Annotated in this window: 24 protein-coding genes; 20 read left to right on the plus strand and 4 right to left on the minus strand. The window is 59.0% G+C overall.

The genetic code is table 11. From position 1 onward, the window contains the following. Positions 1-81: 81 nt before the first annotated feature. Both K3J57_RS05400 and K3J57_RS05405 read right to left on the minus strand, forming a co-directional pair. Positions 82-2,316 (minus strand): xanthine dehydrogenase family protein molybdopterin-binding subunit, encoded by a 2,235-nt coding sequence (locus K3J57_RS05400; RefSeq protein WP_259797387.1) that lies wholly within the window; start codon positions 2,314-2,316, stop codon positions 82-84. A gap of 1 nt (position 2,317) precedes the next feature. Further along, positions 2,318-2,794 carry a (2Fe-2S)-binding protein gene (locus K3J57_RS05405; RefSeq protein ID WP_259797390.1) on the minus strand — a complete coding sequence of 159 codons (477 nt, stop codon included), beginning with the start codon at positions 2,792-2,794 and terminating at the stop codon, positions 2,318-2,320. Positions 2,795-2,923: 129 nt separating this feature from the next. On the opposite strand from K3J57_RS05405, the gene K3J57_RS05410 reads away from it, so the two are divergent. Continuing rightward, entirely contained in the window at positions 2,924-3,520 is a 597-nt protein-coding gene (locus tag K3J57_RS05410) for a TetR/AcrR family transcriptional regulator (RefSeq protein ID WP_259797393.1), read from the plus strand. 220 nt (positions 3,521-3,740) lie between these two features. On the opposite strand, the gene K3J57_RS05415 is transcribed toward K3J57_RS05410, so the two are convergent. Further along, complete coding sequence (locus tag K3J57_RS05415) at positions 3,741-4,892, minus strand: pyridoxal phosphate-dependent aminotransferase (RefSeq protein ID WP_259786625.1); 1,152 nt, start codon at positions 4,890-4,892, stop codon at positions 3,741-3,743. A 200-nt stretch (positions 4,893-5,092) separates the two neighbouring features. Between K3J57_RS05415 and K3J57_RS05420 the strand changes: the two genes are divergently transcribed. Continuing rightward, entirely contained in the window at positions 5,093-5,860 is a 768-nt protein-coding gene (locus K3J57_RS05420; protein WP_259786626.1) for a DsbA family protein, read from the plus strand. A gap of 149 nt (positions 5,861-6,009) precedes the next feature. Beyond that, the gene (locus K3J57_RS05425) at positions 6,010-7,281 is read left to right on the plus strand and encodes an N-acetylmuramoyl-L-alanine amidase (protein WP_259797396.1); all 1,272 of its coding nucleotides are present in this window, start codon (positions 6,010-6,012) and stop codon (positions 7,279-7,281) included. An 80-nt stretch (positions 7,282-7,361) separates the two neighbouring features. Here the strand turns inward: K3J57_RS05425 and K3J57_RS05430 are convergent, their stop codons facing one another. After that, positions 7,362-8,792 carry a Glu/Leu/Phe/Val family dehydrogenase gene (locus K3J57_RS05430; protein WP_259774757.1) on the minus strand — a complete coding sequence of 477 codons (1,431 nt, stop codon included), beginning with the start codon at positions 8,790-8,792 and terminating at the stop codon, positions 7,362-7,364. A gap of 324 nt (positions 8,793-9,116) precedes the next feature. Between K3J57_RS05430 and K3J57_RS05435 the strand changes: the two genes are divergently transcribed. The 17 genes from K3J57_RS05435 (at position 9,117) to ftsA (ending at position 26,539) form a co-directional block, all read left to right on the plus strand. Beyond that, positions 9,117-10,910, plus strand: coding sequence for a TadE/TadG family type IV pilus assembly protein (locus K3J57_RS05435; RefSeq protein WP_259794344.1), 1,794 nt, complete (start codon positions 9,117-9,119; stop codon positions 10,908-10,910). A 25-nt stretch (positions 10,911-10,935) separates the two neighbouring features. After that, positions 10,936-11,469, plus strand: coding sequence for a TadE/TadG family type IV pilus assembly protein (locus K3J57_RS05440; protein WP_259797399.1), 534 nt, complete (start codon positions 10,936-10,938; stop codon positions 11,467-11,469). Beyond that, entirely contained in the window at positions 11,466-12,059 is a 594-nt protein-coding gene (locus tag K3J57_RS05445) for a TadE/TadG family type IV pilus assembly protein (protein ID WP_259774755.1), read from the plus strand. Before K3J57_RS05440 ends, K3J57_RS05445 begins: the two co-directional genes overlap by 4 nt. 120 nt (positions 12,060-12,179) lie before the next feature. Further along, positions 12,180-13,091, plus strand: a complete 912-nt coding sequence (locus tag K3J57_RS05450) for a pirin family protein (protein WP_259797402.1) — start codon at positions 12,180-12,182, stop codon at positions 13,089-13,091. Positions 13,092-13,218: 127 nt separating this feature from the next. After that, positions 13,219-13,665: a methyltransferase family protein gene (locus K3J57_RS05455; RefSeq protein WP_259797404.1), complete on the plus strand. Its 447-nt coding sequence runs from the start codon at positions 13,219-13,221 to the stop codon at positions 13,663-13,665. A 166-nt stretch (positions 13,666-13,831) separates the two neighbouring features. Beyond that, on the plus strand, positions 13,832-15,403 hold the full coding sequence (locus tag K3J57_RS05460) for a Re/Si-specific NAD(P)(+) transhydrogenase subunit alpha (protein WP_259777110.1): 1,572 nt from the start codon (positions 13,832-13,834) through the stop codon (positions 15,401-15,403). Between the two features lie 13 nt (positions 15,404-15,416). Further along, entirely contained in the window at positions 15,417-16,850 is a 1,434-nt protein-coding gene (locus tag K3J57_RS05465; RefSeq protein ID WP_173487209.1) for an NAD(P)(+) transhydrogenase (Re/Si-specific) subunit beta, read from the plus strand. Positions 16,851-17,008: 158 nt separating this feature from the next. After that, positions 17,009-17,911 (plus strand): DMT family transporter, encoded by a 903-nt coding sequence (locus K3J57_RS05470; RefSeq protein WP_259794348.1) that lies wholly within the window; start codon positions 17,009-17,011, stop codon positions 17,909-17,911. Between the two features lie 201 nt (positions 17,912-18,112). Then, positions 18,113-19,276, plus strand: coding sequence for a putative lipid II flippase FtsW (gene ftsW, locus K3J57_RS05475; protein ID WP_259777113.1), 1,164 nt, complete (start codon positions 18,113-18,115; stop codon positions 19,274-19,276). After that, the gene (locus tag K3J57_RS05480) at positions 19,254-20,390 is read left to right on the plus strand and encodes a UDP-N-acetylglucosamine--N-acetylmuramyl-(pentapeptide) pyrophosphoryl-undecaprenol N-acetylglucosamine transferase (RefSeq protein ID WP_259786636.1); all 1,137 of its coding nucleotides are present in this window, start codon (positions 19,254-19,256) and stop codon (positions 20,388-20,390) included. The genes ftsW and K3J57_RS05480 overlap by 23 nt, the downstream gene beginning before the upstream one ends. Beyond that, positions 20,387-21,787, plus strand: coding sequence for a UDP-N-acetylmuramate--L-alanine ligase (gene murC / locus K3J57_RS05485; RefSeq protein WP_259797405.1), 1,401 nt, complete (start codon positions 20,387-20,389; stop codon positions 21,785-21,787). The genes K3J57_RS05480 and murC overlap by 4 nt, the downstream gene beginning before the upstream one ends. A gap of 21 nt (positions 21,788-21,808) precedes the next feature. After that, positions 21,809-22,048, plus strand: a complete 240-nt coding sequence (locus K3J57_RS05490) for a DUF2484 family protein (RefSeq protein WP_259786639.1) — start codon at positions 21,809-21,811, stop codon at positions 22,046-22,048. Then, positions 22,045-22,311 carry a DUF2484 family protein gene (locus K3J57_RS05495; RefSeq protein ID WP_173487204.1) on the plus strand — a complete coding sequence of 89 codons (267 nt, stop codon included), beginning with the start codon at positions 22,045-22,047 and terminating at the stop codon, positions 22,309-22,311. The genes K3J57_RS05490 and K3J57_RS05495 overlap by 4 nt, the downstream gene beginning before the upstream one ends. Then, on the plus strand, positions 22,298-23,230 hold the full coding sequence (murB, locus tag K3J57_RS05500) for a UDP-N-acetylmuramate dehydrogenase (RefSeq protein WP_259797408.1): 933 nt from the start codon (positions 22,298-22,300) through the stop codon (positions 23,228-23,230). Before K3J57_RS05495 ends, murB begins: the two co-directional genes overlap by 14 nt. A 188-nt stretch (positions 23,231-23,418) precedes the next feature. Then, on the plus strand, positions 23,419-24,297 hold the full coding sequence (locus tag K3J57_RS05505) for a D-alanine--D-alanine ligase (protein WP_259797410.1): 879 nt from the start codon (positions 23,419-23,421) through the stop codon (positions 24,295-24,297). Further along, on the plus strand, positions 24,285-25,208 hold the full coding sequence (locus K3J57_RS05510) for a cell division protein FtsQ/DivIB (RefSeq protein WP_259797413.1): 924 nt from the start codon (positions 24,285-24,287) through the stop codon (positions 25,206-25,208). Before K3J57_RS05505 ends, K3J57_RS05510 begins: the two co-directional genes overlap by 13 nt. Then, entirely contained in the window at positions 25,205-26,539 is a 1,335-nt protein-coding gene (gene ftsA / locus K3J57_RS05515) for a cell division protein FtsA (protein WP_173487200.1), read from the plus strand. The genes K3J57_RS05510 and ftsA overlap by 4 nt, the downstream gene beginning before the upstream one ends. Positions 26,540-26,558: the final 19 nt, after the last annotated feature.

Here is a 26,558-nt window from a genome sequence, read left to right on the forward strand (position 1 = left end):
GTAAAGCTGCGATTTTTTGTGAGGAAACCGCGTGTTTCTAAAGATCTCCCATTTGGAAACAATCCGGTGGAGGGCAGCAGTTCAGCTGTAAAACTGGAACTGCTCCACCAGGGGCAGATGGCGTGCGCGGGTGCCGGTCAGGTCAAACAGCGCATTGGCCAGCGCAGGCGCGGCCGGGGGGGTGCCCGGTTCGCCAACCCCGCCCATCCGCTCCATGTTTTGCAAAAGCTTGACATGAAACCGGGGCGTGACCCCCATGCGCAGCGCGTCATAATCCGGAAAGTTTTCCTGTTCAGCCATCCCGTCGGAAAAGGTGATCTGTCCGTGGATGGCCGCTGACAGGCCGAAAACGGCCCCGCCGGTCAGTTGGGCTTCTGCGTTGAGCGGATCAAGCACCGTGCCAAGATCTGCTGCGATCCACATGTCGTTCAGGCGGATCAGCCCCTCTGCATCGCGTTCCACTTCCACCACCTGGGCCACCGCGGTGCCGAAGGTAAACCCAAATGCCACGCCGCGCCCGATATTGTCCGCAGTCTTGCCGGTCCAGCCGGACATGTCGCGCACGGTCTCCAGAACCGTAGCGGAGGGGGCGTGCTGGGGGCGGATGTGGCGCAGGCGGAAGTCCAGCGGGTCCACAGCTGCCTCATGGGCCAGTTCGTCGATAAAGCTCTCGTGGAAAAAAACGTTCTGACTGGAGCCGACCGAGCGCCAGAACCCGACCGGGATCGCAACATCCGCCGCGTATCCTCTGAACCGCTGATTGGGAATGTCATAGGGCTGGTCATGCGCCCCTTCGGTGAGGGTGTTGTCCGATGGGTTCATTTCGAACCCGAGCATGTTGGTCAGAAGCTGTTTCATGATCGACGGTGCGGCCATCTGACCGTCCAGCGCAGCAATCCGGCCGTTCTCCAGAACTCCGCGCATCCGGGCGATGGCTCCGGGGCGATAGTGATCATGGCGCATGTCTTCTTCGCGCGACCAGGTGGTCTGCACCGGGGTGCCGGGCAGGGCCAGGGCGACCCGCGTGGCGATCTCGGCAAAATCCACCATGGCGCGCCGGCCAAACCCGCCACCAAGAAAGGTGGTGTGCACTTCAACATTCTCGGCCTCCAGCCCGGCCGCGGCTGCGCATGTGTCGCGCACCAGAACCGGGGCTTGGTTGGGGGACCAGACCTCTAGCTTGCCATCGGTGTAAAGCGCGGTGGAGTTCATCGGTTCCATCGTCGCATGGGCCAGATATGGCACGCGATATTCCGCGGTCAGGGCATCACCCGCAAAGGCGATATCGGCGTTCCCTTCATCGCGCAAGGTGCAGTTGGCGGGCTGATCGAAAGCGGTCTTGATCTTTTCAAAAATCGCATTGTTTTCAGGGGGGTAGGGGGCATCTCCCCAGGTGACGTCAATTGCATTCACAGCCTCGATCGCAAGCCATGTGTTGCGTGCAATCACCGCCACACCAGTGCCCAGATCGACCACTTTCTCGACCCCCGGCATGGTTTCAGCAGTGCTGGCGTCAAAAGAGATCATCTCACCCCCCAGCCGAGGGGACATGCGAACGGAGGCAAACCTCATGCCGGGCAGGCGGACATCCATGCCAAATGTCGCGGTGCCGGTTGCTTTCAGTGGTTGATCCTTGCGCGGCTGGCTTTTGCCCAGATAGCGCCATTCGGACGGGGATTTCAGGCGCGGGGTCTGTTCCGGGTCAAGCGTGGCGGCATGCGGGGCCAGCTCTGAATAGCTGAGGCGTGTGCCATCCGGCGCAATCACATGGCCGTCTTCGGTGCGCAGACGATCCAGCCCGATATTCAATTGCTGCGACGCTGCCATGAGCAATGTGGCGCGGGCAGAGGCCCCCGCCATGCGCATCTGTTGCATTCCGTCCAGTGCGGAGGTCGATCCGCCGGTGATCTGTAGCGACAGAAGTTTCGGAAAGGCCTGTGTGAGCGAGGCCGCCCAGCCATTGGGGGCAGGGTCCTGGCTTGCTTTGTAGTGGCGATCAGTTGCCAATGCGCTGTTGTAATAGGCCTGGGCTGCGGGGCCGTGCAGGACCGTCACGGCGTCCAGATCCACATCCAGCTCTTCCGCGACCATTGCGGCAAGCGTGGTCATCACGCCTTGGCCCATTTCGGAATGCGGCACCACTGCGCTCACCCCGTCTTGATTGATCACCACCCATGGGTTCAATGCGCCGTCCCCTTCCGGCAAGGGACTGTCCGGGGTCTTGGCCAATTGATACGCCCCGAAGGCAACGCCCCCCACCACGGCGGTTGAGGTGACGAGAAAGGCGCGTCGGGTGAAAGTCTTCAATTTGCCCATGTCAGGAAACCTCCATCATTCTGGCCGCATCATGGATGGCGGCCCGGATCCGGGGATAGGTGCCGCAGCGACACAGGTTGCCGGACATCGCGTCGTTGATGTCGTCATCTGTCGGGGCAGGGTTTTCTGCCAGAAGGGCGGCCGCCTGCATGATCTGTCCCGATTGGCAATACCCACATTGTGCCACCTGGTTGTGCACCCACGCCTCTTGCAGGGCACTGAGCGCCTCTGGTGTTCCGATCCCTTCGATTGTGGTCACCGGCCCGTCGATATCCTCCAGCAGCACCTGGCAAGAGCGCACCGCTTCGCCGTCAATATGCACGGTGCAGGCGCCACAGGCCGCAACACCACAGCCGTATTTCGTTCCGGTCAGGCCAAGTTCATCGCGCAACACCCATAAAAGGGGCACGTCACCGGGCAAAGTGACCTGATGAGGGGTGTTGTTGATAACAAGGGTTCGGGTCGTGGGCTGAGACATCGGGATCCTCCGCAGCGAGTAATTGCGTAATGACAAAATGAGCCTAAAGTGTCAGTAAGTCAATTGACAAAATTTGACGAAAATGTCAGATTGGCGCTTCAGACCTCTTGCCGGATTGAAAGCCAGAACATGCCCGAAACCCCTGCGGATATACCCGTCGATGACAAGCAGATGGCCATTCTGATGGCCGCGCTGGAGGTGTTCCGGCTATATGGGTTTCGCCGCTCGTCGATGGAGGATATCGCCAAGACCGCTGGCATGTCGCGGGCGGCGCTTTACCTTCACTTTCGCAACAAACAGGACCTGTTTCGCCGTCTTGTTGTGGTGTTTTTCGCCCAGGCCGTCTGTGATCTGCGCAGAGAGCTGCTGCGCGATCCCTCGCGTGCGGTGACGGATACGCTGGTTGCCGCGTTGCTGGCCAAGGGGGGGGCGGGGATGGAAGCCCTGTTCAATTCGCCTCATGGGCATGAGATGATGGAAGTGAAAACCTCCGCTGCCGAGGAGGAGGTGGCCGAAGGTATGGTGCGCCTCTCCTCGGTGCTGGCGGATTGGTTCGAAGATCAGGCCGCGCTGGGGCGTGTGGTGCTGGATGTCCCGGCGAGCGAAATGGCCAGGACCCTTCTGGATGGGCTGGATGGGGTCAAAGCCAATGCGACCAGCTATCAGCAATATCTGGACGGGGTCAGCCGACTGGGGCGTGTTTTTGGAAAAGCCCTGTCGGCCTGAAGCGCCGGATGTGTTTTGTCTTTCCCCGTTTTCTGACGCGTCTGCTGTCCTACCAGCCGCCCCAGACTGCCGGTCCAATCTTCTGTCGGTTCCGGGGCGGTGACGGGTTAAAGCGTTTCGGGATAAACTTGAGATACATGTTTATTCCGAAACGCCCACGACATTGATATCTCTTGCCGCGTTTCGGTTTTGCCCTGTGTCAGGTTGAAACCGAAACGCTTTAGGTGTCTGCCTTTCGCTCGGCCATGAACGTTGCCAGACGTGCCACCCCTTCTTTGATATCCGCCGTCGAGCGGGCATATGAAAAGCGCAGGGTCTGAGCGCCCCGGCGCGGGTCGAAATCCAAACCGGGCGTGACTGCGACGCCAGCCTTCTCCAGAATTTCAGCGGCAAAGGCCCGGCTGTCGTTGGTATGTTCACTGACATCGCAATAGATGTAAAACGCACCATCCGCCGGTGCAAATTTGCCAAATCCGATCTTGGGGAGTTCTTCCGTCAGAATTTGGCGATTTATTGCGTAAGTATCTAGGTTTGCGTCCAACTCCTCACGTGATTTCAGTGCCGCAATTGCCGCCACCTGACTGGGATGAGGGGCGCAGATAAACATATTCTGTGCGATACGTTCAACGTGGCGGATGTGATCCTCGGGCACGACCATCCACCCTACGCGCCAACCGGTCATCGAGAAATATTTCGAGAAAGAGTTGATCACGTAAATGTCGTCGGACACTTCCAGTGCCGAAATCGCACGACCGCCATATTGCAGCCCGTGATAGATCTCGTCCGAGATGAAGCTGGTGCCCTGCGCGTGACATTTCCCGATCAACGCCTCAAGCGCACCATGGTCCAGCATCGTGCCAGAGGGGTTGGCGGGGGAGGCGGTCAACATGCCCTGAAGGCCTTCGGGAATGTCCGATGGGACCGGTTGATAACGGTTTTCGGGGGCAGTCTGCAGCCCGACAGCTTCGATGCTCATGGCCTTGAGGATCTGCCGATAAGACGGGTAACCGGGTTCACCCAGCCCCACTTTGTCGCCCGCATCAAACAAGGCGGAAAAGGCAAGGATAAATGCCCCTGAGCTGCCCGGTGTGATCACCACGCGCGCAGGGTTCAGGTCAAGATTATACCAATCTTTATAAAGCTTTGCGATGCCTTCCCGAAGTTCTGGAAGCCCCAGCGACACGGTGTATCCTAGCGCGTCTTTTTCCATCTCGCGCAGCAATGCCTCACGGGCCGCACGCGGCGCGGGCGTTGACGGCTGGCCCACTTCCATATGGATGATATGGCGCCCGGCGGCTTCGGCGGCGCGGGCGGCTTCCATGACGTCCATCACGATAAAGGGGGCCACCTGGCCGCGGGTAGATTTGCGCATGTCGATCCTCGAATTCTGATCCGGTTTGCCGGACAGGTGCCGCGCAAATGGCGTAAAGTCAACCTGCGGTAAGGGATGAAGGGGGCAGGCTGGGACCATCTGCCGCGCGACCTCGCGCGGGTTTGATCGGATCAGGCTTGGCGCATCGGCTGCAATCGCATATGTCGAAAGGGATTTGTCTTTTTCGGAACGAGAACCCCATGAAACGTTTTTCCCGCGCTAAACTCACCCTTCTGAGCACCGCTTTGATGATTGGCACCGCCTTGCCTGCCGCAGCAATTGATCTGAGCAACATGAGCGAGGCCGAGCGAGAAGCGTTTCGCAATGAGGTGCGGGCTTATCTGCTGGAAAACCCCGAAGTGATCATGGAAGCGGTCAGCGTTCTGGAAGAGCGTCAGGCAGCGCAGGCCGCGATGGATGATCTGGCCTTGGTGCGGGTCAATGCAGAGGCGCTGTTCAACGATGGCTATTCGCATGTGGCTGGCAATCCCGACGGGGATGTGACGATTGTCGAATTTGTTGATTACCGTTGTGGCTATTGCCGCAAGGCCTATGACGAGGTCACCGAACTATTGGAGAAGGACAAGGGCATCCGCCTGATCCTGAAAGAATACCCGATCCTGGGCGAAGACAGCCTGAACTCGTCGCGGTTTGCGATCTCGGCGCAACTTCTGTTTGGTGAGGATGCATATGCAAAACTGCACCCGGCGCTGATCACTCTGCGGGGATCGGCCAGCATTGGCAATCTGATCGCACTGGCGGATGATCTCGGGCTGGATGGCAAAGCGATTGCAAAGGGGATGACGGCGGATCGTGTTGATGAAATCCTTGGTGAGAACCACGCCCTTGCGCGCCGTCTGCAGATCACCGGAACGCCTGCCTTCGTGATGGGGGAACAGCTGGCGCGCGGGTATATGCCGCTGGCGCAGATGGAGGCTTTTGTCTCGGACATCCGGTCCGCCCAATAACTCCGTCCAATAACACGTTGCCCCCAATAACGCGGTGCCCCAATAACCCGGCGCCCGTGAGCCGGGGCAAAACGGGTGTTCAGGGGAGGGCGGTTTGCTATGATCGCCCAATCCCACCCCTCGGCCCCAATCCTGAACGGAGCAGCCCCTTGCGTTCAATTTGTCGTTTCACCCGCTTTTTCAACTGTCTTGTGGTCTGTTTCGGTCTGCTGCTCTCTCCTGCGCTGGCAGAGGGGCAGTCGACACCGGGCCAAGCAGGGAAACTGTCCGCGCTGGCCCGTTTGGCGGGCGATGGGGTGACGTTGGAGGCAAACTGGCGCAGCCTTGAGCTTCGGATTGACATGACGCGCGCCGTTCCCTGGCGCGTTTTCACGCTGACACAACCCCGGCGTCTGGTGATTGATTTTTCAGAGCTGGACTGGACCGGGCTTGACCGCGAGGCGGTGCTTTATGAAAGCGACCGGATCTCGGATTTGCGGGCCGGGTTGTATCGACCGGGATGGGCGCGGCTTGTGCTGGATCTGGCAGAGCCGCTGAAAATCAAGACATCACAAATGACGACGGGCGATCAGGGCGCTCGATTGCACCTGCGTCTCGTGCCGGTCTCGGACGAGGAATTTGCGCAGACCGCCGGGGCACCGGATCTGGGCGCTACCCGTCCTGCGTTTGCTTCGGGATCCGGCGATGTTGTCGGCAAACCCCACCAGCGTGGGCAAGCCGCGTTGCGGGTGATTCTGGACCCCGGTCATGGGGGAATTGATCCGGGCGCGGAACGCGATGGCGTGGTTGAGGCGGATCTGGTGCTGACATTTGCGCGTGAGTTGCGGGACGTTCTGCGTCGGGCAGGTGGGTTTGATGTTGTGCTGACCCGTGATGACAACAGCTTCGTTTCATTGGAGGAACGTGTGACCATTGCCCGCCATGCCGGGGCTGATGTGTTCATCTCGCTGCATGCGGATGCTTTGGCACAGGGGCGTGCCACCGGTGCCACGGTCTATACCCTGTCCAAAGAAGCCACGGATCTCGCGTCTCAGAAACTGGCGGAACGTCATGATCGGGGGGACCTGCTGGCCGGGGTGGACCTGCGGGAACAGGATGATGAGGTGGCGCTTGTGCTGATGGATCTGGCGCGCCGGGAAACCACCCCCCGTTCGAGCGCCTTGGCTGATGCGCTGGTTGAAGGCATCCATTCCGCAACGGGATCGATTTACAAAACCCCCCGGATGGAGGCAGGGTTTTCGGTTTTGAAAGCACCGGACATTCCGTCGGTGTTGCTGGAGCTTGGCTTCATGTCTTCGCCTAAGGATCTTGAGCGGATGACCTCGGCGAAATGGCGGTCGCAGGCTGCGGAAGGGATCCGTGATGCGTTGCAATACTGGGCCATTCAGGATGCAGCGCAGGCGGATCGTTTACGCAAGTAATCCACCCTTTGGCGTCTGTATCTTCGGTAAAAAAGGCCACGCATATTGCGCGGCCTTTTCTTTTTATTGGCGATAAAAGCTCAGAGGCCCTTGGCGCGATAGCTTTTGGAGATCCGGTCAATCGCCACCAGATAGGCGGCCATGCGCAGATCGGGCACATCGTCACGTGAATGCCACACGTCCCGCATGGCCTGATAGGCGGTGCGCATCGTGTCATCCAGCCCCGAGCGCACAAGTTCGAGCTCATCTGCGCCGCGCAGATATTTCTCTTTGAACTCCGGCGTCATTGACCAGGCGTCCCCCAGGTAGCGGTCAAGCCGCTCCAGCTCGTCGATCACAAGCTGGTGACGTGCCTCTTCCTGGCGACGCTGCATCCGGCCGAACCGGATATGGCTGAGGTTCTTGACCCACTCGAAATAGGAAACGGTCACGCCGCCTGCGTTGGCATACATGTCGGGGATGATCACACAGCCCTTTTCACGAAGGATATCATCGGCGCCAGCGGTGAGGGGGCCGTTGGCCGCTTCGATGATCAGCGGTGCCTTGATCCGATCGGCGTTGGTCAGATCGATCACAGCTTCCAGGGCCGCCGGGATCAGAATATCACACTCATTTTCCAGCACTGCACGCCCGTTTTCGACATAGGTCGCGTCCGGGAAACCGGACACCCCGCCATTGGCGCCGATCCAGTTGCGCACCGCTTCCACATCCAGCCCGTTCTCGTCGACCAGCGCGCCGTCGCGTTCAATGATGCCGGTGATCAGGGCGTGATCTTCCTCTGACAGGAATTTGGCTGCGTGATAGCCCACATTGCCAAGGCCCTGGACGATCACCCGCTTCCCTTCAAGCTTACCGGACAGGCCGGCCATTGCCTTGTCTTTCTCGTGACGGAAGAACTCTCTCAGCGCGTATTGGACCCCACGCCCGGTTGCTTCGACCCGGCCCGAGATCCCGCCCGCATGGGTGGGTTTCCCGGTGACACAGGCCTTGGCGTTGATGTCGGTGGTGTTCATGCGGGCATATTGGTCCGCGATCCAAGCCATTTCGCGTTCGCCGGTGCCCATATCGGGGGCGGGAACGTTTTGCGAGGGGTTGATCAGGTCGCGTTTGGCCAGTTCATAGGCAAACCGACGGGTGATCAGCTCCAGCTCATGCTCTTCATATTCGCGCGGATCAATGCACAGCCCGCCTTTTGAACCGCCAAAAGGCGTTTCGACCAGCGCGCATTTATAGGTCATCAGGGCGGCCAAGGCTTCGACCTCGTCCTGGTTCACGGCACTGGCGTAACGGATGCCCCCTTTCACCGGTTCCATATGTTCGGAATGCACGGCGCGATACCCAACAAAGGTGCGGATTTCGCCGCGCAACCGCACGCCGAACCGCACGGTATATGTGGCGTTACACACACGGATTTTTTCCTTCAGTCCGGGGGGGAGGTCCATGATCTCGACCGCACGGTCGAACATGATATCCACGGATTCACGGAATGAAGGTTCTTGTGTTCGGGTCATTTGATGCTCCTGACTGCTGACCGGTGACACACGCAGGGCGAATCGCACCCTGCGTCACTTTCACGCACAACCTAGGCTGCTTTGGTTAACAACACATCCCGAAAATGAGAAATGTGAACGGCTATCATTGACCTATGGGAAACAAGAAAGTGAGTGGAAACAAATGCTTGTTTAGGTGCGTTTGGGCCAGTTTGAAGAATGAGAATGCCCTAATTTCGCCACAAGGATAAGGTTAACTCTCTCCAAGTAGGGTTTGGGTGGCGTTGGTGTCGGCGATTTTGTCGGGACCAATTTGGCCTGTTTGTATTGAGGAAAGGGGATTTCATGATGCGATTTGCAGAATGGAAAACTCGTAAAACGCGTATCGGTTCGAATAAAACGCGTATCGGTTCGAAGCTTGTTGATCATGTCCTGCGCTTCCAGCGGGAAGAAGATGGCGCGCTTGTCGTTTTCATGCTGTTCATGATCGTGGGCATGCTGATCATCGCCGGGCTTGGCGTGGATTTCATGCATTACGAAGCGCAGCGCACCCGCCTTCAGGCCACCCTGGATCGTGCCATCCTGGCCGGTGCCCATCCCGATCAGACCACAGATCGTGCGGCGGTTGTGAAATCCTATTTCGATTCCGCCGGGTTGGGGAACTACATTGATCCTGCGGATATCGTGGTGGATGCCAGTGCAACCCATAGTGAGGTCAGCGCGAAGGCAAAAATGCATGTCGAGCCATTGTTGCTGCAATTGATTGACTTTAAGGGGCTGGATGCCGTTGCCGTCAGTGGTGCCCGACAAGCTGTGAAACATCTTGAGGTTTCGCTTGTTGTTGATGTTTCAGGATCAATGGGAGACCCGTCCGCCAGCGGCAATACGAAGCTTTACGAGTTGAAGCAGGCGGCAAAGAAATTTTCCAACCAGCTGCTGTGCAATCCGGAAGACACCAGCACCTCAACCAATTGTACTTACACGGAAAAGAACACCTCGATCTCGCTTGTGCCTTACGCTTCGCAGGTGTCGGTCGGAAAGGACCTGTTGAAACGGTATAATCTTTTGGATCAGCAGGATGACAGCCATTGCGCGACCTTCATGGACGGCGATTTTTCTATTGCCGGGATCGATCCGAGCTCTCCTTTGCGTCAGGCTGCCAAGTATTACGGTCTGACCTATCGCAGTTGGGTGGACCCCAACGGGTGGGTTGAACCGTCCGGAGCTGCGGCCACATCCAAAGACACTTGGTGGAGCTGTTTCACGGCGCCGTGGCGGGAAATCGCCCCGCTTGAGGATTCCGCAGAGGATCTGGTTCAGGATATCGAGGCGCTGGATGCGCTTGGCGGAACCGCAATCCATATCGGGATGAAATGGGGTGTTGCGCTTTTGATGAAAGATGCGAACAGCGTTGTGCAGGGATTGATTGACGACAACATCGTCTATTCGGGTTTTGCCAGCCGCCCCTATGACCCTTCGATTGTTGAGACATCCAAGATTGTTGTGTTGATGACGGATGGGTTGAACTCCTCCTATCGTCGTCTGAAAGACGGGCGGCGCACAGGTCCCTCCCCGTTCTGGCGAAACAACTCTCAGTCTTATGACAATCTGTCTCATCAAAGTATCATGTCGATCTATGATGCAAAGACGGGTCTGTATCACTGGCGCAATGTGCCGGCATCCGCCCCGCGCACCGCTGATCATCCTTATGGCAGTGGGTCTTACCGCGCCTGCGAAACGCGATACAGCTGGTCCAGTGGATATTACAATTACTGCTGGGACCAGGATGAACCGGGTTCTGCCGTGCAACTGCGTTATGAAGAGTTCTGGAAAGCAGGGTTTACGACCAAGTATTTTGATCAGTTCAGTTTCCTGAGCACCCCGCGAACCAGCCTGTCGAATGCGGATCCTGACAAAGCGGTGGATCAATTGCTGTTGGACCAATGTGACGCGGCAAAAATCCAGGGAATCAAGGTCTATACGATTGAGCTTGAGACAGCCGGGGGCAGCGATGGGGGCAGCGTTCTGCAAAGATGCTCCTCGGGGGCCGGATATTATTTCAAGGTTGATGGTTCCGGATTGGAACAAGCCTTTTCCGCAATCGGGCAGGACATTTCCCGTCTGCGATTGACACAATGATCCGGGTGAAGGTTTCGGGAGAGTGATGATGGCTTGGTGCAAAGGTTTGAAACGGCGTCTGAAACGGGAAAACGGCAACGCGACCATTGAGTTCGTGATCTTTTTCCCGTTGTTCATGACAATTTTCTTCACCGCGTTTGAAATCGGGTTCTTCACCTTTCGCACCGTTCTTTTGGAACGTGCGCTGGATCTGAGCATACGGTCTTTGCGCCTCGGAACCATGCTGCCGGCGACACCCGAAGAGATGAAGCGCAGAATGTGCAGCGAAATGATCTATTTCCCCACCTGCACAACCGATCTGTCGATTGACGTGCGCGCCCTTGACAGTTCCTGGAAACTGCCCACGGGCAAGATCGCCTGCCGTGACCGTGTGAATGGTGTTGATCCGGCGGATCTGCGGTTTACCCCGGGCGCTGACAAGGTGCCAACCCTGGTGCGGGCCTGCCTGGTGATGGACCCGTTCTTTGCACCAACCCCCTTCGTTCTGGACTTGCCGCGGGATGCGTCGGGTGGGTCGGTCATGTCGTCCTGGTCCACTTACGTTGCGGAGCCGAAATGATGAAAAAACCGGTTCAATATCACCTGCGGTCTTTTCTGGCGCGGCATGATGGTTCGATTACCGTTGAATCTGTCATCCTCATCCCGCTCGTGTTCACCGTCTTCATGATCGGGTTTACCTTTTTTGATGTCTTCCGTGAAAAAAGTCTGACCCTGAAAGCAAACTACGCCATTTCCGATCTGATTTCGCGTGATGACAATGTGACCGAAGCGGATTTGCAGGGCTACCACAAGCTGTTTCGCTATCTGACAAACAACAACCCGGGGGCCTGGATCAGGGTGACTGAGGTTAAATGTCGCCGCGCCTGTGGCAAGCAAAGCCGGGTTCTGAGAAAAGTCTGGTCCAAATCCTATCCAGCCGCAAGTGTGCCGGAACTGACGACAACGGACATTCAGGAACGGTACAGAGAGGCGATCCCGTTGATGTATCTGGGGGAGTTTCTGGTGATTGTGGAGACGAACGCAGTTTATCTGCCGATTTTTTCGGGGGACTGGACTGGCATCTTCTCACGCAACATGACGGATCTGGTTGTGACAAAGCCTCGGAACGGACCCAAGATCTGTTTTGAGAACGAAAACTGCAACCCATAAGCGGACCATCAGCAAGGCCGGGATCTGTGCTTTTCTGTATTTTGGGTGAGCATTTGTGCGCAATTGCGAAGTGACCGGGCCACCCCATATCATGGACACAGCCTGATCAAGGAGGTTTCCATGTCACTTCGCCCTGTTCTGTCCCAAAATATCGCCCAGCCTACGCTTGAAGGCGCAGGCGTTCATCTGCATCGGGCTTTTGGGTTTCATGATCCGAAATCCTTTGACCCGTTTCTGCTCTTCGACGATTTCCGTTCGGATGATCCTGCGCTTTACGGGCAGGGTTTCCCCTGGCACCCCCATCGCGGCATTGAGACCATCACCTATGTGCTGGCGGGAGAGGTCGAACACGAAGACAGCCTGGGCAACAAGGGACGCCTCGGGGCGGGTGACATCCAATGGATGACAGCCGGGTCGGGCATCATGCATCAGGAAATGCCGAGCGCCAACCCGCAAGGGCAGATGCATGGGTTTCAGCTCTGGGCCAATCTTCCCAGAGAGCTGAAAATGACCACCCCCAACTATCAGGACGTGCCCGCCGCCGAAATCCCGGTGATTGAAGAAGATGATGGCACGGTGGTGCGGGTTGTTGTGGGCAATTTCTGGGGGCGCACTGGCCCGGTAGACGGGATTGCCGCTGACCCGCTTTACCTTGATGTATCCATCCCCGCCGGTGTCACGAAATCCCTGCCGATTGATACCCGCCGTCAGGCCTTTGCCTATGTGTTTGAGGGGGCCGGAGCTTTCGCAGATGCCGCTGCCCCCCAAGGGGTTCTGCTTGAAAAGGAAGTGGGGGGGCGTGAAGTGAATATCCGGGATCTGTCCGGAAATCGTACCGTGGTCCGGTTCGGCGCAGGTGATGAGGTCCGGGTGCAGGCTGGTCCTGACGGGCTGCGGTTTCTTCTGGTGGCGGGGGCGCCGATCCGCGAGCCGGTGGCCTGGCACGGCCCGATTGTGATGAACACCAAAGACGAGCTTCGCCAGGCCATGTCTGACCTCAGAAACGGGACCTTTATCGCTCCCCGCAGTTAAACCTCCGAAGGGAAAAGCAACGCATTGGCGCGCGCCGGAGAGGGGGGACGAACAGAAGCGATTGCTAAACCTTTCGGAAATGTTACTAATGGTCGGAAATTCGCTGAAAAGAGTCGTGAAATGTACGATGCAACTGCTTGATCTCCCGCCCGTGTGGTTGTTGGGCCTGCTGGCCGGGACCTATGCGTTGCATCTTGCTTTGCCGGAAGTCGGGTTTGGCCCATTGGTAATCCCGGAACTGGGGGCGGTGTTCGTCATGCTTGGGATTGGTTTGATGTTATGTGCCATGTGGGAGTTTCTTCGCGCGCGCACAACCATCATGCCACGCGCAACCCCAACGGCATTTCTGCGGCGCGGCATTTACCGTTTCTCTCGTAACCCGATCTATCTGGGGGATGCTCTGGTGTTGCTGGGGGCAGTTCTATGGTGGAACATCGCTCCTGCCATCCTCTTTGTTCCCCTGTTTATCTTTTTGATAAACAAAAGATTTATCGAAGGAGAAGAGGCCGGGTTGCGGGCGCTTTACGGGGCTGAATTTGAGGAATGGAGCAGAAAGGTTCGCCGCTGGATCTGATAGGTTTTTGAAACAAAATTGTCGCAGCGCGGCAAAAAACGTTAGGATGTTACGCTGCGTCTGCGTATCTTTGCCAGGATTACAGCGTAGATTGCATGAATAACAGGGATGTCCGGCGGCATGGATCGGATGGCCATCCCTAAGATGGGAGAAGAGGAAAAGACACGTGAAGATTGGTGTTCCCAAGGAAATATTTGAGGGCGAAAACCGGGTCGCGATGACCCCCGAAAGCGCCAGAATGCTGCAGAAGCTCGGCTATGAATGCCTGATTGAAACCAAGGCAGGGCTTGCTGCCGGGTTTTCAGATGAGCTTTACAGGGAGGCTGGTGTAGAGATTGCCAAAACCGCGGCAAGCCTCTGGAAAGAGGCCGATATCATCGCCAAAGTGCGCCAGCCGAATGATACGGAACTGAAGCGTCTCACCAAGGACAAGACGCTGATCTCCTTCTTCAATCCCGGCGGAAACGAAGATGGGATGGAAAAGGCGAAAAAATCTGGTGCCAATGTGATTGCGATGGAGATGGTTCCACGTATTTCGCGTGCCCAGAAAATGGACGCGCTGTCATCCATGGCGAATATCGCGGGCTATCGCGCGGTGATCGAGGCGGGCAACAACTTTGGCCGTTTCTTCACCGGTCAGGTGACCGCTGCCGGTAAGGTTCCGCCCGCCAAGGTTCTGGTTGTGGGTGCCGGTGTGGCTGGTCTGGCCGCAATCGGCACCTCGACCTCGTTGGGGGCAATCACCTATGCGTTCGACGTTCGCCCGGAAGTGGCCGAACAGGTTGAATCGATGGGGGCGGAGTTCGTCTATCTCGATTTCGAAGAAGAACAGCAGGATGGTGCGGCCTCCGGTGGCTATGCATCGGTGTCGAGCCCCGAGTTCCGCGAAGCGCAATTGGCCAAGTTCCGCGAACTGGCGCCCGAGGTGGACATCGTGATCACCACCGCGCTTATTCCGAACCGCGAAGCGCCCAAGCTGTGGCTTGAGGATATGATCAAGGCGATGAAACCCGGCTCGGTGATCGTTGACCTTGCAGCCGAGAAGGGCGGCAACGCCGAAGGCACCGTGATGGACGAGAAGATTGTCACCGACAATGGTGTGACGATCGTCGGCTATACCGATTTCCCCTCGCGCATGGCCACGCAATCCTCATCGCTTTACGCCAACAACATCCGCCACATGATGGCTGACCTGACCCCCGAAAAGGACGGGCAGATCAACCACGATATGGAAGATGACGTGATCCGCGGTGCAACCGTGACCTTTGAGGGTGAGATCACCTTCCCGCCACCGCCGCCCAAGGTGCAGGCGATTGCCGCCAAGCCGAAAGAGGTGGTTCCGGAACTGACGCCGGAAGAGAAGAGAGCGCTGGAAGTTGCTGAATTCAAACAGCAAACCAAAAATCAGGTCACGCTTCTGGCTGTTGGTGGCGCACTCCTTCTTGGGGTTGGTCTTGTGGCGCCGGCCAGCTTCATGCAGCACTTCATCGTGTTTGTTCTGGCCGTGTTCGTAGGTTTCCAGGTGATCTGGAATGTGGCGCATTCGCTGCACACACCGCTGATGGCGGTGACCAATGCGATCTCGTCGATCATCATCCTGGGGGCGCTGATGCAGATCGGCACAAGCTCGGCCCTGGTGGTCATCCTTGCCGCGCTTTCGGTCTTCATGGCCGGGATCAACATTTTCGGCGGCTTCCTTGTGACACGGCGCATGCTCGCCATGTTCCAGAAATCTTAAGGGGGTAGGGATCATGGAATTTGGTTTCACCACGGCTGCATATGTTGTTGCAGCAGTTCTGTTCATCCTCTCCCTTGGCGGTCTGTCGGGACAGGAAAGCGCAAAGCGCGCGGTATGGTATGGCATTGTCGGCATGGCGCTGGCGGTGTTTGCCACGCTTATCGGTCCCGGTGCGGGCTTTTGGTGGCTGTCGATCATCCTGATCGCCATTGGCGGCGTGATCGGCACCTATGTGGCACAGCGCGTGCAGATGACCGAGATGCCGCAGCTTGTGGCCGCGATGCACTCTCTGGTGGGTCTGGCCGCAGTGTTTGTGGGCTTCAATGCGCATATCGAACTGGTCAATGTGCTGGGCATGGAGGAGGCCGCCAAGAAAGGCCTCGAAGGGTTTGCGGCGCTCATTGCCAAGAAGGACATCGTTGAACAGAACATCCTGCGGGTTGAGCTGTTTCTGGGGGTCTTCATTGGTGCCGTGACCTTTACGGGATCTGTAATTGCCTATGGCAAGCTGGCGGGCAAAGTGACCTCGGCCGCCGAAAAGCTGCCCGGTGGGCATGCGCTCAATGCCGGGGCTGCGATCCTGTCGCTGGTCTGTCTTGTCTGGTATTTCAATTCCGGTGGCATCCTGCCGCTGATCATCATGACGCTGGCGGCCTTCTTCATCGGTTACCACCTGATCATGGGGATCGGTGGTGCGGACATGCCGGTGGTTGTGTCGATGCTGAACAGCTACTCAGGCTGGGCCGCGGCCGCGATCGGCTTCTCGCTGGGCAATGACCTTCTGATCGTGGTCGGCGCTCTGGTCGGGTCGTCCGGTGCGATCCTGTCCTACATCATGTGTAAGGCGATGAACCGGTCCTTCATTTCGGTGATCCTGGGCGGTTTCGGTGGCACCACCGGTCCGGCGATGGAGATCGAGGGCGAACAGATCGCCATCGACGCAGACGGCGTGGCCGCTGCGCTGGAAGATGCCGATAGCGTTGTGATCATTCCCGGCTACGGTATGGCTGTGGCACAAGCCCAGCAGAACGTGGCGGAACTGACCCGTCGCCTGCGCGCCAAGGGCAAGAACGTTCGCTTTGCCATTCACCCGGTTGCGGGTCGTCTGCCCGGGCATATGAACGTGCTCCTGGCAGAGGCCAAGGTGCCTTATGACATCGTGCTGGAAATGGACGAGATCAATGATGACTTCCCGGAAACGGATGTGGCCATCGTGATCGGGTCAAATGACATCGTGAACCCGGCTGCCCAGGAAGATCCGAACAGCCCGATCGCGGGGATGCCGGTTCTGGAATGCTGGAAAGCCAAACAGGTGTTTGTCTCGAAGCGTGGGCAGGGTACCGGGTATTCCGGCATCGAGAACCCGCTGTTCTTCAAAGAGAACACGCGCATGTTCTATGGCGACGCAAAGCAGTCGCTTGATACGCTGCTGACGATGATCTCCTGACCGGTTATGAAATCAACACAGCGGGCGCCTTCGGGCGCCCGTTCGCATTTCAAAGGCCTTGCCCGGCCCCGGAACGGGCGCTAAGGCAATTGAGGTCAGGTTGATGGGTTTCTCTGTGGTGAAGCGCGCCCACCACCCAAACAGCTTTAGGCAAACACATGTCACAAGGTTTTGGTCTTTTTCTTAAACTCGCCTCCGTGGGTTTCATCCTGTCGATGCAAAGCCTGATCAAGACGCTGGAGGGGGCGCTGCCGCCGACCGAAGTTGTGTTTTTCCGCGCGTTTCTGTCGATCCCTTTTCTGCTTGTCTGGATCGGAGGGCAGGGGCGGCTGCATGTTGTGCTGAAGACGGAAAACCTGCGCGGCAATCTGATGCGGGGCCTGATGGGGGCCTGCGCAATGAGCCTGACCTTTGCCGCCATCTCCTACTTGCCCCTGCCCGAAGCCACGGCGCTTTTCTTCTTTGCCCCGATCCTGACCACAATTTTTGCGGTGATCTTTTTGAAAGAGCGGGTGCGGCTTATTCGGGTGAGTGCAGTGGTGGCGGGGCTGATCGGCGTGCTGGTGATCCTCTGGCCCCAGCTGGGCGGGGTGGCAGGCGCCAGCGATGAGGCAGCAGCGCAGCGCAGCCTGGGGGCGATGCTGGCCCTGGGCGCGGCCTGTTTCATGGCAGCTGCCAAGATCTTCGTGCGCAGCCTTGTCGGGCGGGATCATCCATCGACGGTTGTTCTCTATGCAGCTTTGACCGCATCGGCGGCGGCGCTTTTGACGCTTCCCTTCGGGTGGCTCTGGCCCACCGGCCCGCAATGGGCCGTTCTGTTTGGTGCGGGATGTCTTGGAGCCGTGGGGCAGGCGCTTTTGACCACCGCTTATAAATATGCGGATGCATCGACGATTGCGCCTTTTGACTATTCGTCGATGATCTTTGCAATCCTGTTTGGCTATCTGTTCTTTTCGGAACTGCCCAGTCTGCAGACCCTGATCGGTGCGGGGGTCGTGATTGCGGCAGGTGGGGTGATCTTGTGGCGCGAAGCACAGGTTCGCGGCTCTACCCCGTCCTGAACCGCGCGCGCGGATCTTTGCGCATGGCATGGCGAAAGCCAGATAAAGTGCTGGCAGCAAAGGGAAATCTGCGCTATGATTTTCACAATCCTCCGCAAGTAGACGGGGACCTCCGGTTGGGCCGCAGAGCCTGAAGTCAATAAAAAGCCGGGGAAATCAAAAGAGAACGAGCGGTTTTTAAAGCAGTGACAGGCGGCGATCATGACTGAAATGGTATATGGTGCGATCCCGAAGCGGGATGGCGACCCAATTCTTCCCCGTTGGTGGCGGACAGTGGATCGGTGGTCCGTGACCTGTGTTCTGGCGCTGTTTGGTCTGGGCATCCTGTTGGGGCTGGCCGCATCTCCGCCGCTGGCCGAGCGCAACGGGCTGGATCATTTCCACTATGTCGAACGGCAATTGGTGTTCGGGGTTGTGGCGCTGGTTGCGATGTTTGCCACCACGATGATGAGCCCGACAATGGTGCGCCGTCTGGGGGTGATCGGGTTCGCCTTTGCCATGGTTGCGGTGATGATGTTGCCGGTGCTGGGCACGGATTTTGGCAAAGGGGCGGTGCGCTGGTATTCGCTGGGCTTTGCCTCGATACAGCCGTCCGAGTTTCTCAAGCCCGGTTTCGTGATCGTGGCCGCCTGGCTGATGGCCGCCAGTTACGAATTGAACGGACCGCCGGGAAAGGCAATGTCACTGGGGCTGTTGATGGTGATTGTCGCCTTTCTGGTCACCCAACCGGATTATGGCCAGACCGCGCTGATCGCCTTTGCCTGGGGGGTGATGTATTTCCTCGCCGGCGCGCCCATTCTGGTGCTGGTTTCTCTCGTGGGGCTGACAGTGCTGGGCATGAGCGTCGCTTATAACAACTCCGAACATGTTGCCCGCCGCATCGATGGGTTCCTGAACCCGGAGGTCGATCCGACCACCCAGCTGGGCTATGCCACCAATGCCATCCGCGAAGGCGGGTTCTTTGGCGTGGGCGTGGGCGAGGGGCAGGTGAAATGGTCCCTGCCGGATGCCCATACGGATTTCATCATCGCGGTCGCGGCCGAGGAATACGGCCTTCTTCTGGTGCTGGTCATTATCGCGCTTTACGCCACCATCGTGGTGCGCAGCTTTATGCGGCTCATTCAGGAACGCGATACGTTCATCCGTCTGGCGGGGGCTGGGCTTGCCTCGATCTTCGGGGTTCAGGCGCTGATCAATATGGGGGTCGCAGTGCGCCTTCTGCCGGCCAAAGGCATGACTTTGCCCTTCGTGAGCTACGGCGGATCATCGCTTATTGCAGGCGGCGTGGCTTTGGGTATGCTCCTGGCTTTCACCCGCACACGGCCGCAGGGCCGGATGCAGGATGTCTTTAACCACCGTCACTGAGCAGGCCGAAAACATGTCAGACACGCATCCTCTTCTTGTGATCGCCGCCGGAGGGACCGGGGGGCATATGTTTCCCGCGCAGGCCCTGGCTGAAGCCATGTTGCGCAAAGGATGGCGGGTCAAGCTGTCCACGGACGCCCGCGGCGCCCGCTATACAGGCGGATTTCCCCATGTGGTTGAGGTGGAGGAGGTCAGCTCGGCCACATTCGCACGTGGCGGTATCGTGGCAAAAGCACTGGTGCCGTTGAAAATTGCCGGGGGCGTTCTGTCCATGGCCCTGCGTCTGCGGCGCGATCGCCCAGCGGCCGTGGTGGGCTTTGGCGGCTATCCCTCCATTCCCGCGATCGGGGCCGCCTGGATGCTGGGCCTGCCGCGGATGATCCATGAACAGAACGGCGTTCTCGGGCGGGTGAACAAACGCTTTGCCACTCGGGTGGACGTGGTTGCCTGCGGCACATGGCCCACCGCTTTGCCCGAGGGGGCAGGGGCGCAGCACACGGGAAACCCGGTGCGTGCTGCGGTTCTGGAACGCGCTGGCGCGCCTTATATCGCGCCTGGCGATTACCCGATGTCGATCCTGGTCATGGGCGGAAGTCAGGGCGCGCGGGCATTGTCGGACACTGTCCCGGCTGCGATTGCCGCTTTGCCGGGGCACCTGCTCCGGCATGTCTCGGTCAGCCACCAGGCGCGGGACGAAGATCATGACCGGGTGGTCGCCTTTTACAACGAACATGGTATCCGCGCCGATGTGCAGCCGTTCTTCACCGATATTCCCCGCCGCATGTCCGAAGCGCAGCTTGTGATCAGCCGGGCGGGCGCCTCCTCGGTAGCAGATATTTCGGTCATCGGGCGCCCGTCGATCCTGATCCCCTATCCCCATGCCACCGAAGATCACCAGACCGCCAATGCGCGCGGGCTGGTGGATGCGCAGGCGGCGATCCTCATCCCCGAAAGCAAACTGGATCCGGGTCTTCTTTCGGTCCAGATTGCCAATGTATTGGAACACCCCGAGGGCGCCAGCCAAATGGCGCGCGCCGCGCTTTCGCAGGGAATTCCCGATGCCACTGCACGCCTTGTCGCGCTGGTTGAAACGCTTACAGGACAAACACAATGAACGCAGCCGCTACCAAACTGCCCACCGAAATGGGTGCAATTCACTTCGTCGGTATCGGCGGTATCGGCATGTCGGGCATTGCCGAGGTCTTGCTCAATCATGGTTATCGGGTGCAGGGGTCGGACCTGAAATCAACCAAGATCACCAAGCGGCTGGAGGATCTGGGGGCTGAGGTCTTTATCGGACAGAAAGCTGAAAATCTGGAACATGCCGAGGTGGTGGTGATTTCTTCGGCCATCAAACCGGGCAATCCCGAACTGGATACCGCCCGTGCCCGTGGCCTGCCAGTGGTGCGCCGGGCTGAGATGCTGGCCGAGCTGATGCGCTTGAAATCCAATATTGCGGTGGCTGGAACCCACGGCAAAACCACAACCACCACCATGGTGGCCGAGCTTCTGGTTCATGGCCATATCGACCCCACGGTGATCAATGGCGGCATCATCCATGCCTATGGATCCAACGCCCGCATGGGGCAGGGCGAATGGATGGTGGTTGAGGCCGATGAAAGTGACGGGACCTTCAACCGCCTGCCCGCGACCATTGCCATCGTCACCAATATCGACCCGGAGCATATGGAGCACTGGGGTGATTTCGATACGCTGCGCCGGGGCTTTCTGGAATTTGTGTCCAACATTCCGTTCTACGGGCTGGCGGTCTGTTGCACCGATCACCCCGAGGTGCAGGCGCTGGTGGGCAAAGTCACCGACCGCCGGGTTGTGACCTATGGGTTCAACGCGCAGGCTGATGTGCGGGCCGTGAACCTGCATTACAAAGGTGGCATTGCGCATTTCGACATCGAACTGCATTCCGAAGGCAGCCGGATCGAAGGCTGCACCCTGCCGATGCCCGGCGATCATAACGTGTCAAACGCCCTGTCCGCCGTGGCCGTGGCCCGCCATCTGGGCATGAAACGAGATGAAATCCGCGCAGCTCTCGCGGCCTTTGGGGGCGTGAACCGGCGCTTTACCAAGGTAGGAGAGGTGAACGGGGTCACCATTATCGACGATTACGGTCACCATCCGGTGGAAATCGCCGCCGTCCTGAAAGCGGCCCGTCAGGCCAGCGAAGGGCGGGTCATCGCGGTGCATCAGCCGCACCGCTACACGCGGCTTCATGATCTGTTCGAAGATTTCTGCGCCTGTTTCAACGAAGCGGATGTGGTTGGTATTGCGGATGTCTTTGCCGCGGGTGAAGAGCCGATTATCGGCGCGTCCCGTGACGATCTGGTGGCGGGCCTCGTGCGTCACGGCCACCGCCACGCCCGTGCGATTTCCTGCGAAGAGGATCTGATTGATCTGGTCCGGGATGAGGCGAAACCCGGTGATATGGTGGTCTGTCTGGGCGCCGGCACGATCAGCGCCTGGGCCAATGCCCTGCCGGACAAGCTGAATGCATAACCCGGCCGGACATCACCGCGCATGAGCCTGCCACTGATCCTTGCCTGCCTTTGGGTGGTGATCGCAACCTTGGTGGCCTTTCTGCCGATGAGGGCGCAATTTGCACCGGGTGCTGCGCTCTTGCTGGCGGCCCCGGCGCTGATTGTCTGGATTGGGGCCACCCATGGCTGGCTCTGGACCGTGCCTGCGACTTTTGCCATCGTGTCGTTGTTTCGCCGCCCGCTCTCTTACCTGCTTCGCAAAGTGGTGACAAAATCATGAGCTGGACCCTGCTTCTTGCCTGCCTCTGGATCATCGGAGCCAAGCTTGCCTCAATGCGGCCATCTGCGCGCAAACACTGGCCGTTGGCCTATGCGCTGATGCCTCTGGGTGCACCCATTGTGGCGCTTGCCTGGTGGGAGCACGGGGCCGGTGCTGCTTTGTTTGTTCTGGCCATCGGCATGGTTGTCTTACGCTGGCCCGTGATTTATCTGGGGCGACGGATTGTGAAACTCATCAAAGGGGCAGGGGATGGCGCGGCCTGATCAGATTGATATTCGAGGGCAGTTGATGGCCGAGCGCGAATTGGCCGGGCTGACCTGGCTGCGTGTTGGCGGTCCGGCTGAGTGGCTGTTCATGCCGGCAGATGAGGATGATCTGGCCCAGTTTCTGACCCAGCTTGACGCGGATATCCCCGTCTTTCCGATGGGGGTCGGGTCGAACCTGATCGTGCGCGACGGTGGCATTCGCGGCGTGGTGATCCGCATGGGACGCGGGTTCAATGAGATCGCCATCGACGGACCGCGCGTCACCGCTGGCGTTGCAGCCCTTGATGCGCATGTGGCGCGCAAGGCGGCAGCAGCAGGGCGGGACCTGACCTTTCTGCGCACCATCCCCGGAGCGATTGGCGGGGCCGTGCGGATGAATGCGGGCTGTTATGGCTCCTATGTTGCGGATATTTTTGTCAGCGCGCAGGCCATCACCCGGACGGGGGAGCGGGTCACGCTCACCGCAGAAGATCTGAACTTCCAGTATCGTCAGACCGATCTGCCCGACGGGTGGGTGATCACCAGCGCCACCTTTGAGGCCCCCGAGGGCGACCCGGAGGAGTTGGCCGCCCATATGGATGCCCAGTTGAAAAAGCGCGACGAAACGCAGCCGACCAAAGATCGCACTGCCGGCAGCACCTTTCGCAATCCGGCAGGGTTCAGCTCAACCGGGCGCGCTGATGACAGCCATGAACTCAAGGCTTGGAAAGTGATTGATGAGGCCGGTCTGCGGGGCGCCACCCTGGGGGGCGCGCAGATGAACCAGATGCATTCCAACTTCCTGACCAATATCGGCAATGCCACCGCTGCCGACCTTGAAGGGTTGGGGGAAGCTGTGCGAAAAAAGGTTTACGATCATAGCGGGATACAGCTAGAATGGGAAATCATGCGCGTAGGCGAACCGGCACAAAAATAAACGGGTCACGTGTGTGGGAAGAGCACGGCTTTTCCGATATTTGAAGAGGCAGAGCAGCCTCCTGAAAATTCATTGGGCATTGCTTCCGGGCAGGGGGTAACTGTCTGAATAACAGGGTCAATTTGGCCCGGGACAGAGGCATTATGACGGGCAAGGCAAAACAGGCAGCCCCAAAGGTCGTGGTCTTGATGGGAGGCCCCTCGGCGGAACGCGAGGTGTCGCTGACCAGTGGGCGTGAATGCGCCGAGGCCATGCGGGGGGAAGGCATTGACGTGATCGAGCTGGATGCCGGCCCCGATCTGGTGGAACGCCTGAAAGATCTCAAGCCCGACGTGGTTTTCAACGCGCTTCATGGACGCTGGGGCGAAGATGGCTGCGTGCAGGGGATCTTGGAATGGATGGGGCTTCCCTATACCCATTCCGGGGTGCTGGCTTCTGCGCTTGCGATGGACAAGGAGCGCGCGAAAGAAGTGTTCCGTGCTGCGGGTCTTCCGGTCATGACCTCGGTTCTGGCGGACCGGGACGAAGTGAAGTCGCGTCATGTGATGGCGCCGCCCTATGTGGTCAAACCCTATAACGAAGGCAGCTCGGTCGGGATTTATATCGTCAGCGATGGCGCGAATACCCCGCCGCAACTCGCCGATAGCATGCCGCAGACCGTGATGGTGGAAACCTATGCGCCGGGGCGCGAACTGACCACCACCGTCATGGATGGCAGGGCGCTGGCCGTGACCGATATCATCACCGATGGCTGGTATGATTACGACGCAAAATATGCCGAGGGGGGCTCGCGCCATGAAATCCCCGCAAAGATCCCTGCCGAGATTGAGGCCGCCTGCCTCGACTACGCGCTGCGGGCCCATGAGGCGCTGGGATGCAGGGGGGTCAGCCGCACCGATTTCCGTTGGGACGAGGCGCGCGGGCTGGAGGGTCTGGTCCTGCTTGAGACCAATACCCAACCGGGCATGACCCCCACCTCGCTCGTCCCTGAACAGGCCGCCCATTGCGGCATGAGTTTCGGTCAGCTGTGCGCCTGGATGGTGGAGGACGCGTCATGCAATCGTTGACGCACAGGTCGAAACCGCCGGTGTCCCCGTCCGGTCATGGGGGGGCGCCCGTGCGCCGCGACCCCGCGCCGTCCCGTATCGCCTACAAGATCAATCGCCTGTGGCTGACGCCGCTCTTTCGCGCCACCCTGCGGGTGGGGCTGCCGGTGTTTCTGATCCTGCTGATGGCGGGGTGGTATTTCTCAAACCCCACCAATCGTTACGCGATTGGTGAAAAAATCACCGATATCAAAAGGTCCGTGCAGGAACGCCCGGAATTCATGGTCAAGCTGATGGCCGTGGAAGGGGCCAGCCCGATTGTGGATGACGCGGTGCGCGTGCTCCTGCCAATCGACTTCCCGATCTCCTCGTTCGACCTTGATCTTGAGGTGATGCGCGAAGAGATCATGAAGCTGGATGTGGTGGCCAATGCGGAGCTGCGCATTCGTCCCGGGGGGGTGCTTGAAGTTGTGATCAGCGAACGCGACCCCGTTGTGGTGTGGCGATCGCAGGGGCAGCTTGAGCTGCTGGACCGGTCCGGTCACCGGGTCGCCAGCCTGACAGCCCGCGCCGCCCGCGCCGACCTTCCGATGGTCGCGGGGGCTGGGGCGGACAAGGCGGTGGAAGAAGCGCTTCGTATCATTGCGACCGCAGGACCGCTTGCCGACCGGCTGCGGGGTCTTGTGCGCGTGGGGGAACGGCGCTGGGATCTGATGCTGACCAAGGATCAGCGGATCATGCTGCCGGAAAATCAGCCGGTTTTTGCGCTGGAACAGGTCTTGGCTCTTGATCAGGCCCAGGACCTTCTGGCGCGCAATGTGACTGCGATAGATATGCGAACCCCTCTGCGCCCGACGCTGCGTCTTGGATCCGACGCAACCGAAGAGCTGCGCCGGATCAGGGGATTTGAAACAGAAGAGGCCACCGAATGACCGATCTTTACGTTCAGCAGCGCGCCATGCGATCCATGCGCGAAGCAGCTATGCAGCGCGGTGTGATAGCCATTCTCGATGTGGGAACCTCTAAAATTGGCTGCCTTGTCTTGCGGTTTGACGGCAGCGAACAGTTTCGCGAAGGGGACGGTGTCGGCAGCCTGGCGGGACAAAGCGCCTTTCGGGTGATCGGAGCGGCCACAACCCGATCACGCGGTGTGCGCTTTGGTGAGATCGACGCCATGGCCGAAACCGAACGCGCCATCCGCACCGCAGTGCAGGCCGCGCAGAAAATGGCCAATGTGCGGGTGGATCACGTCATTGCCTGTTTCTCCGGGGCCAATCCGCGCTCCTACGGGCTGGCGGGGGCCGTGGATCTGGGCGAACGCGCGGTCAGTGAAGATGATGTGGCGCGCGTGCTGGCTTCTTGCGATGTGCCGGATTTTGGGTCCGGGCGCGAGGTTCTGCATGCCCAGCCGGTCAATTTTGCACTCGATCATCGCTCCGGCCTGTCCGATCCGCGCGGGCAGGTGGGCAGCCGCCTTGCGGTGGACATGCATCTGCTGACGGTTGACAGCGCCGTGGTGCAGAACCTGTGTTACTGCATCAAACGTTGTGATCTGGAAGTGGCCGGGCTGGCCAGTTCGGCCTACGTCTCGGGCATCTCAGCCCTTGTTGAAGACGAACGAGAGCTGGGGGCGGCCTGTATTGATCTGGGCGGCGGGGCCACGGGGGTCTCGATTTTCATGAAAAAGCACATGATCTATGCCGACAGCGTGCGGCTGGGCGGGGATCATGTGACCTCTGACATTTCAAAAGGACTTCAAGTATCACTCGCAACTGCTGAAAGAATAAAGTCTTTTTACGGTGGCGTTGTGGCGACCGGCATGGATGACCGCGAGATGATCGAGATCGGTGGGGACACCGGGGACTGGGAACATGACCGGCGCACCGTCAGCCGGGCCGAACTTATTGGCATTATGCGCCCACGGGTTGAAGAGATCCTGGAAGAGGTGCGCGCCTGTCTGGATGCCGCCGGGTTTGACCATTTGCCCAGTCAGCAGATTGTCCTGACCGGCGGGGGTAGCCAAATTCCCGGCCTGGATGGTCTCGCGCCGAAAATCCTTGGTCAGCAGGTGCGCATTGGGCGCCCGCTCCGGGTGCAGGGGCTGCCACAGGCGGCAACGGGGGCCGGATTTGCCTCTGCCGTGGGGCTGTGCCTGTTTGCGGCGCACCCGCAAGACGAGTGGTGGGATTTCGAAATTCCCGCAGAGAGTTATCCCGCCCGCAGCCTGAAGCGCGCGATGAAGTGGTTCAAGGACAACTGGTAATCCCAAAATCTTGTGTGAG

This window comes from Aliiroseovarius crassostreae (assembly GCF_025137635.1).
GTDB lineage: Bacteria > Pseudomonadota > Alphaproteobacteria > Rhodobacterales > Rhodobacteraceae > Aliiroseovarius > Aliiroseovarius crassostreae.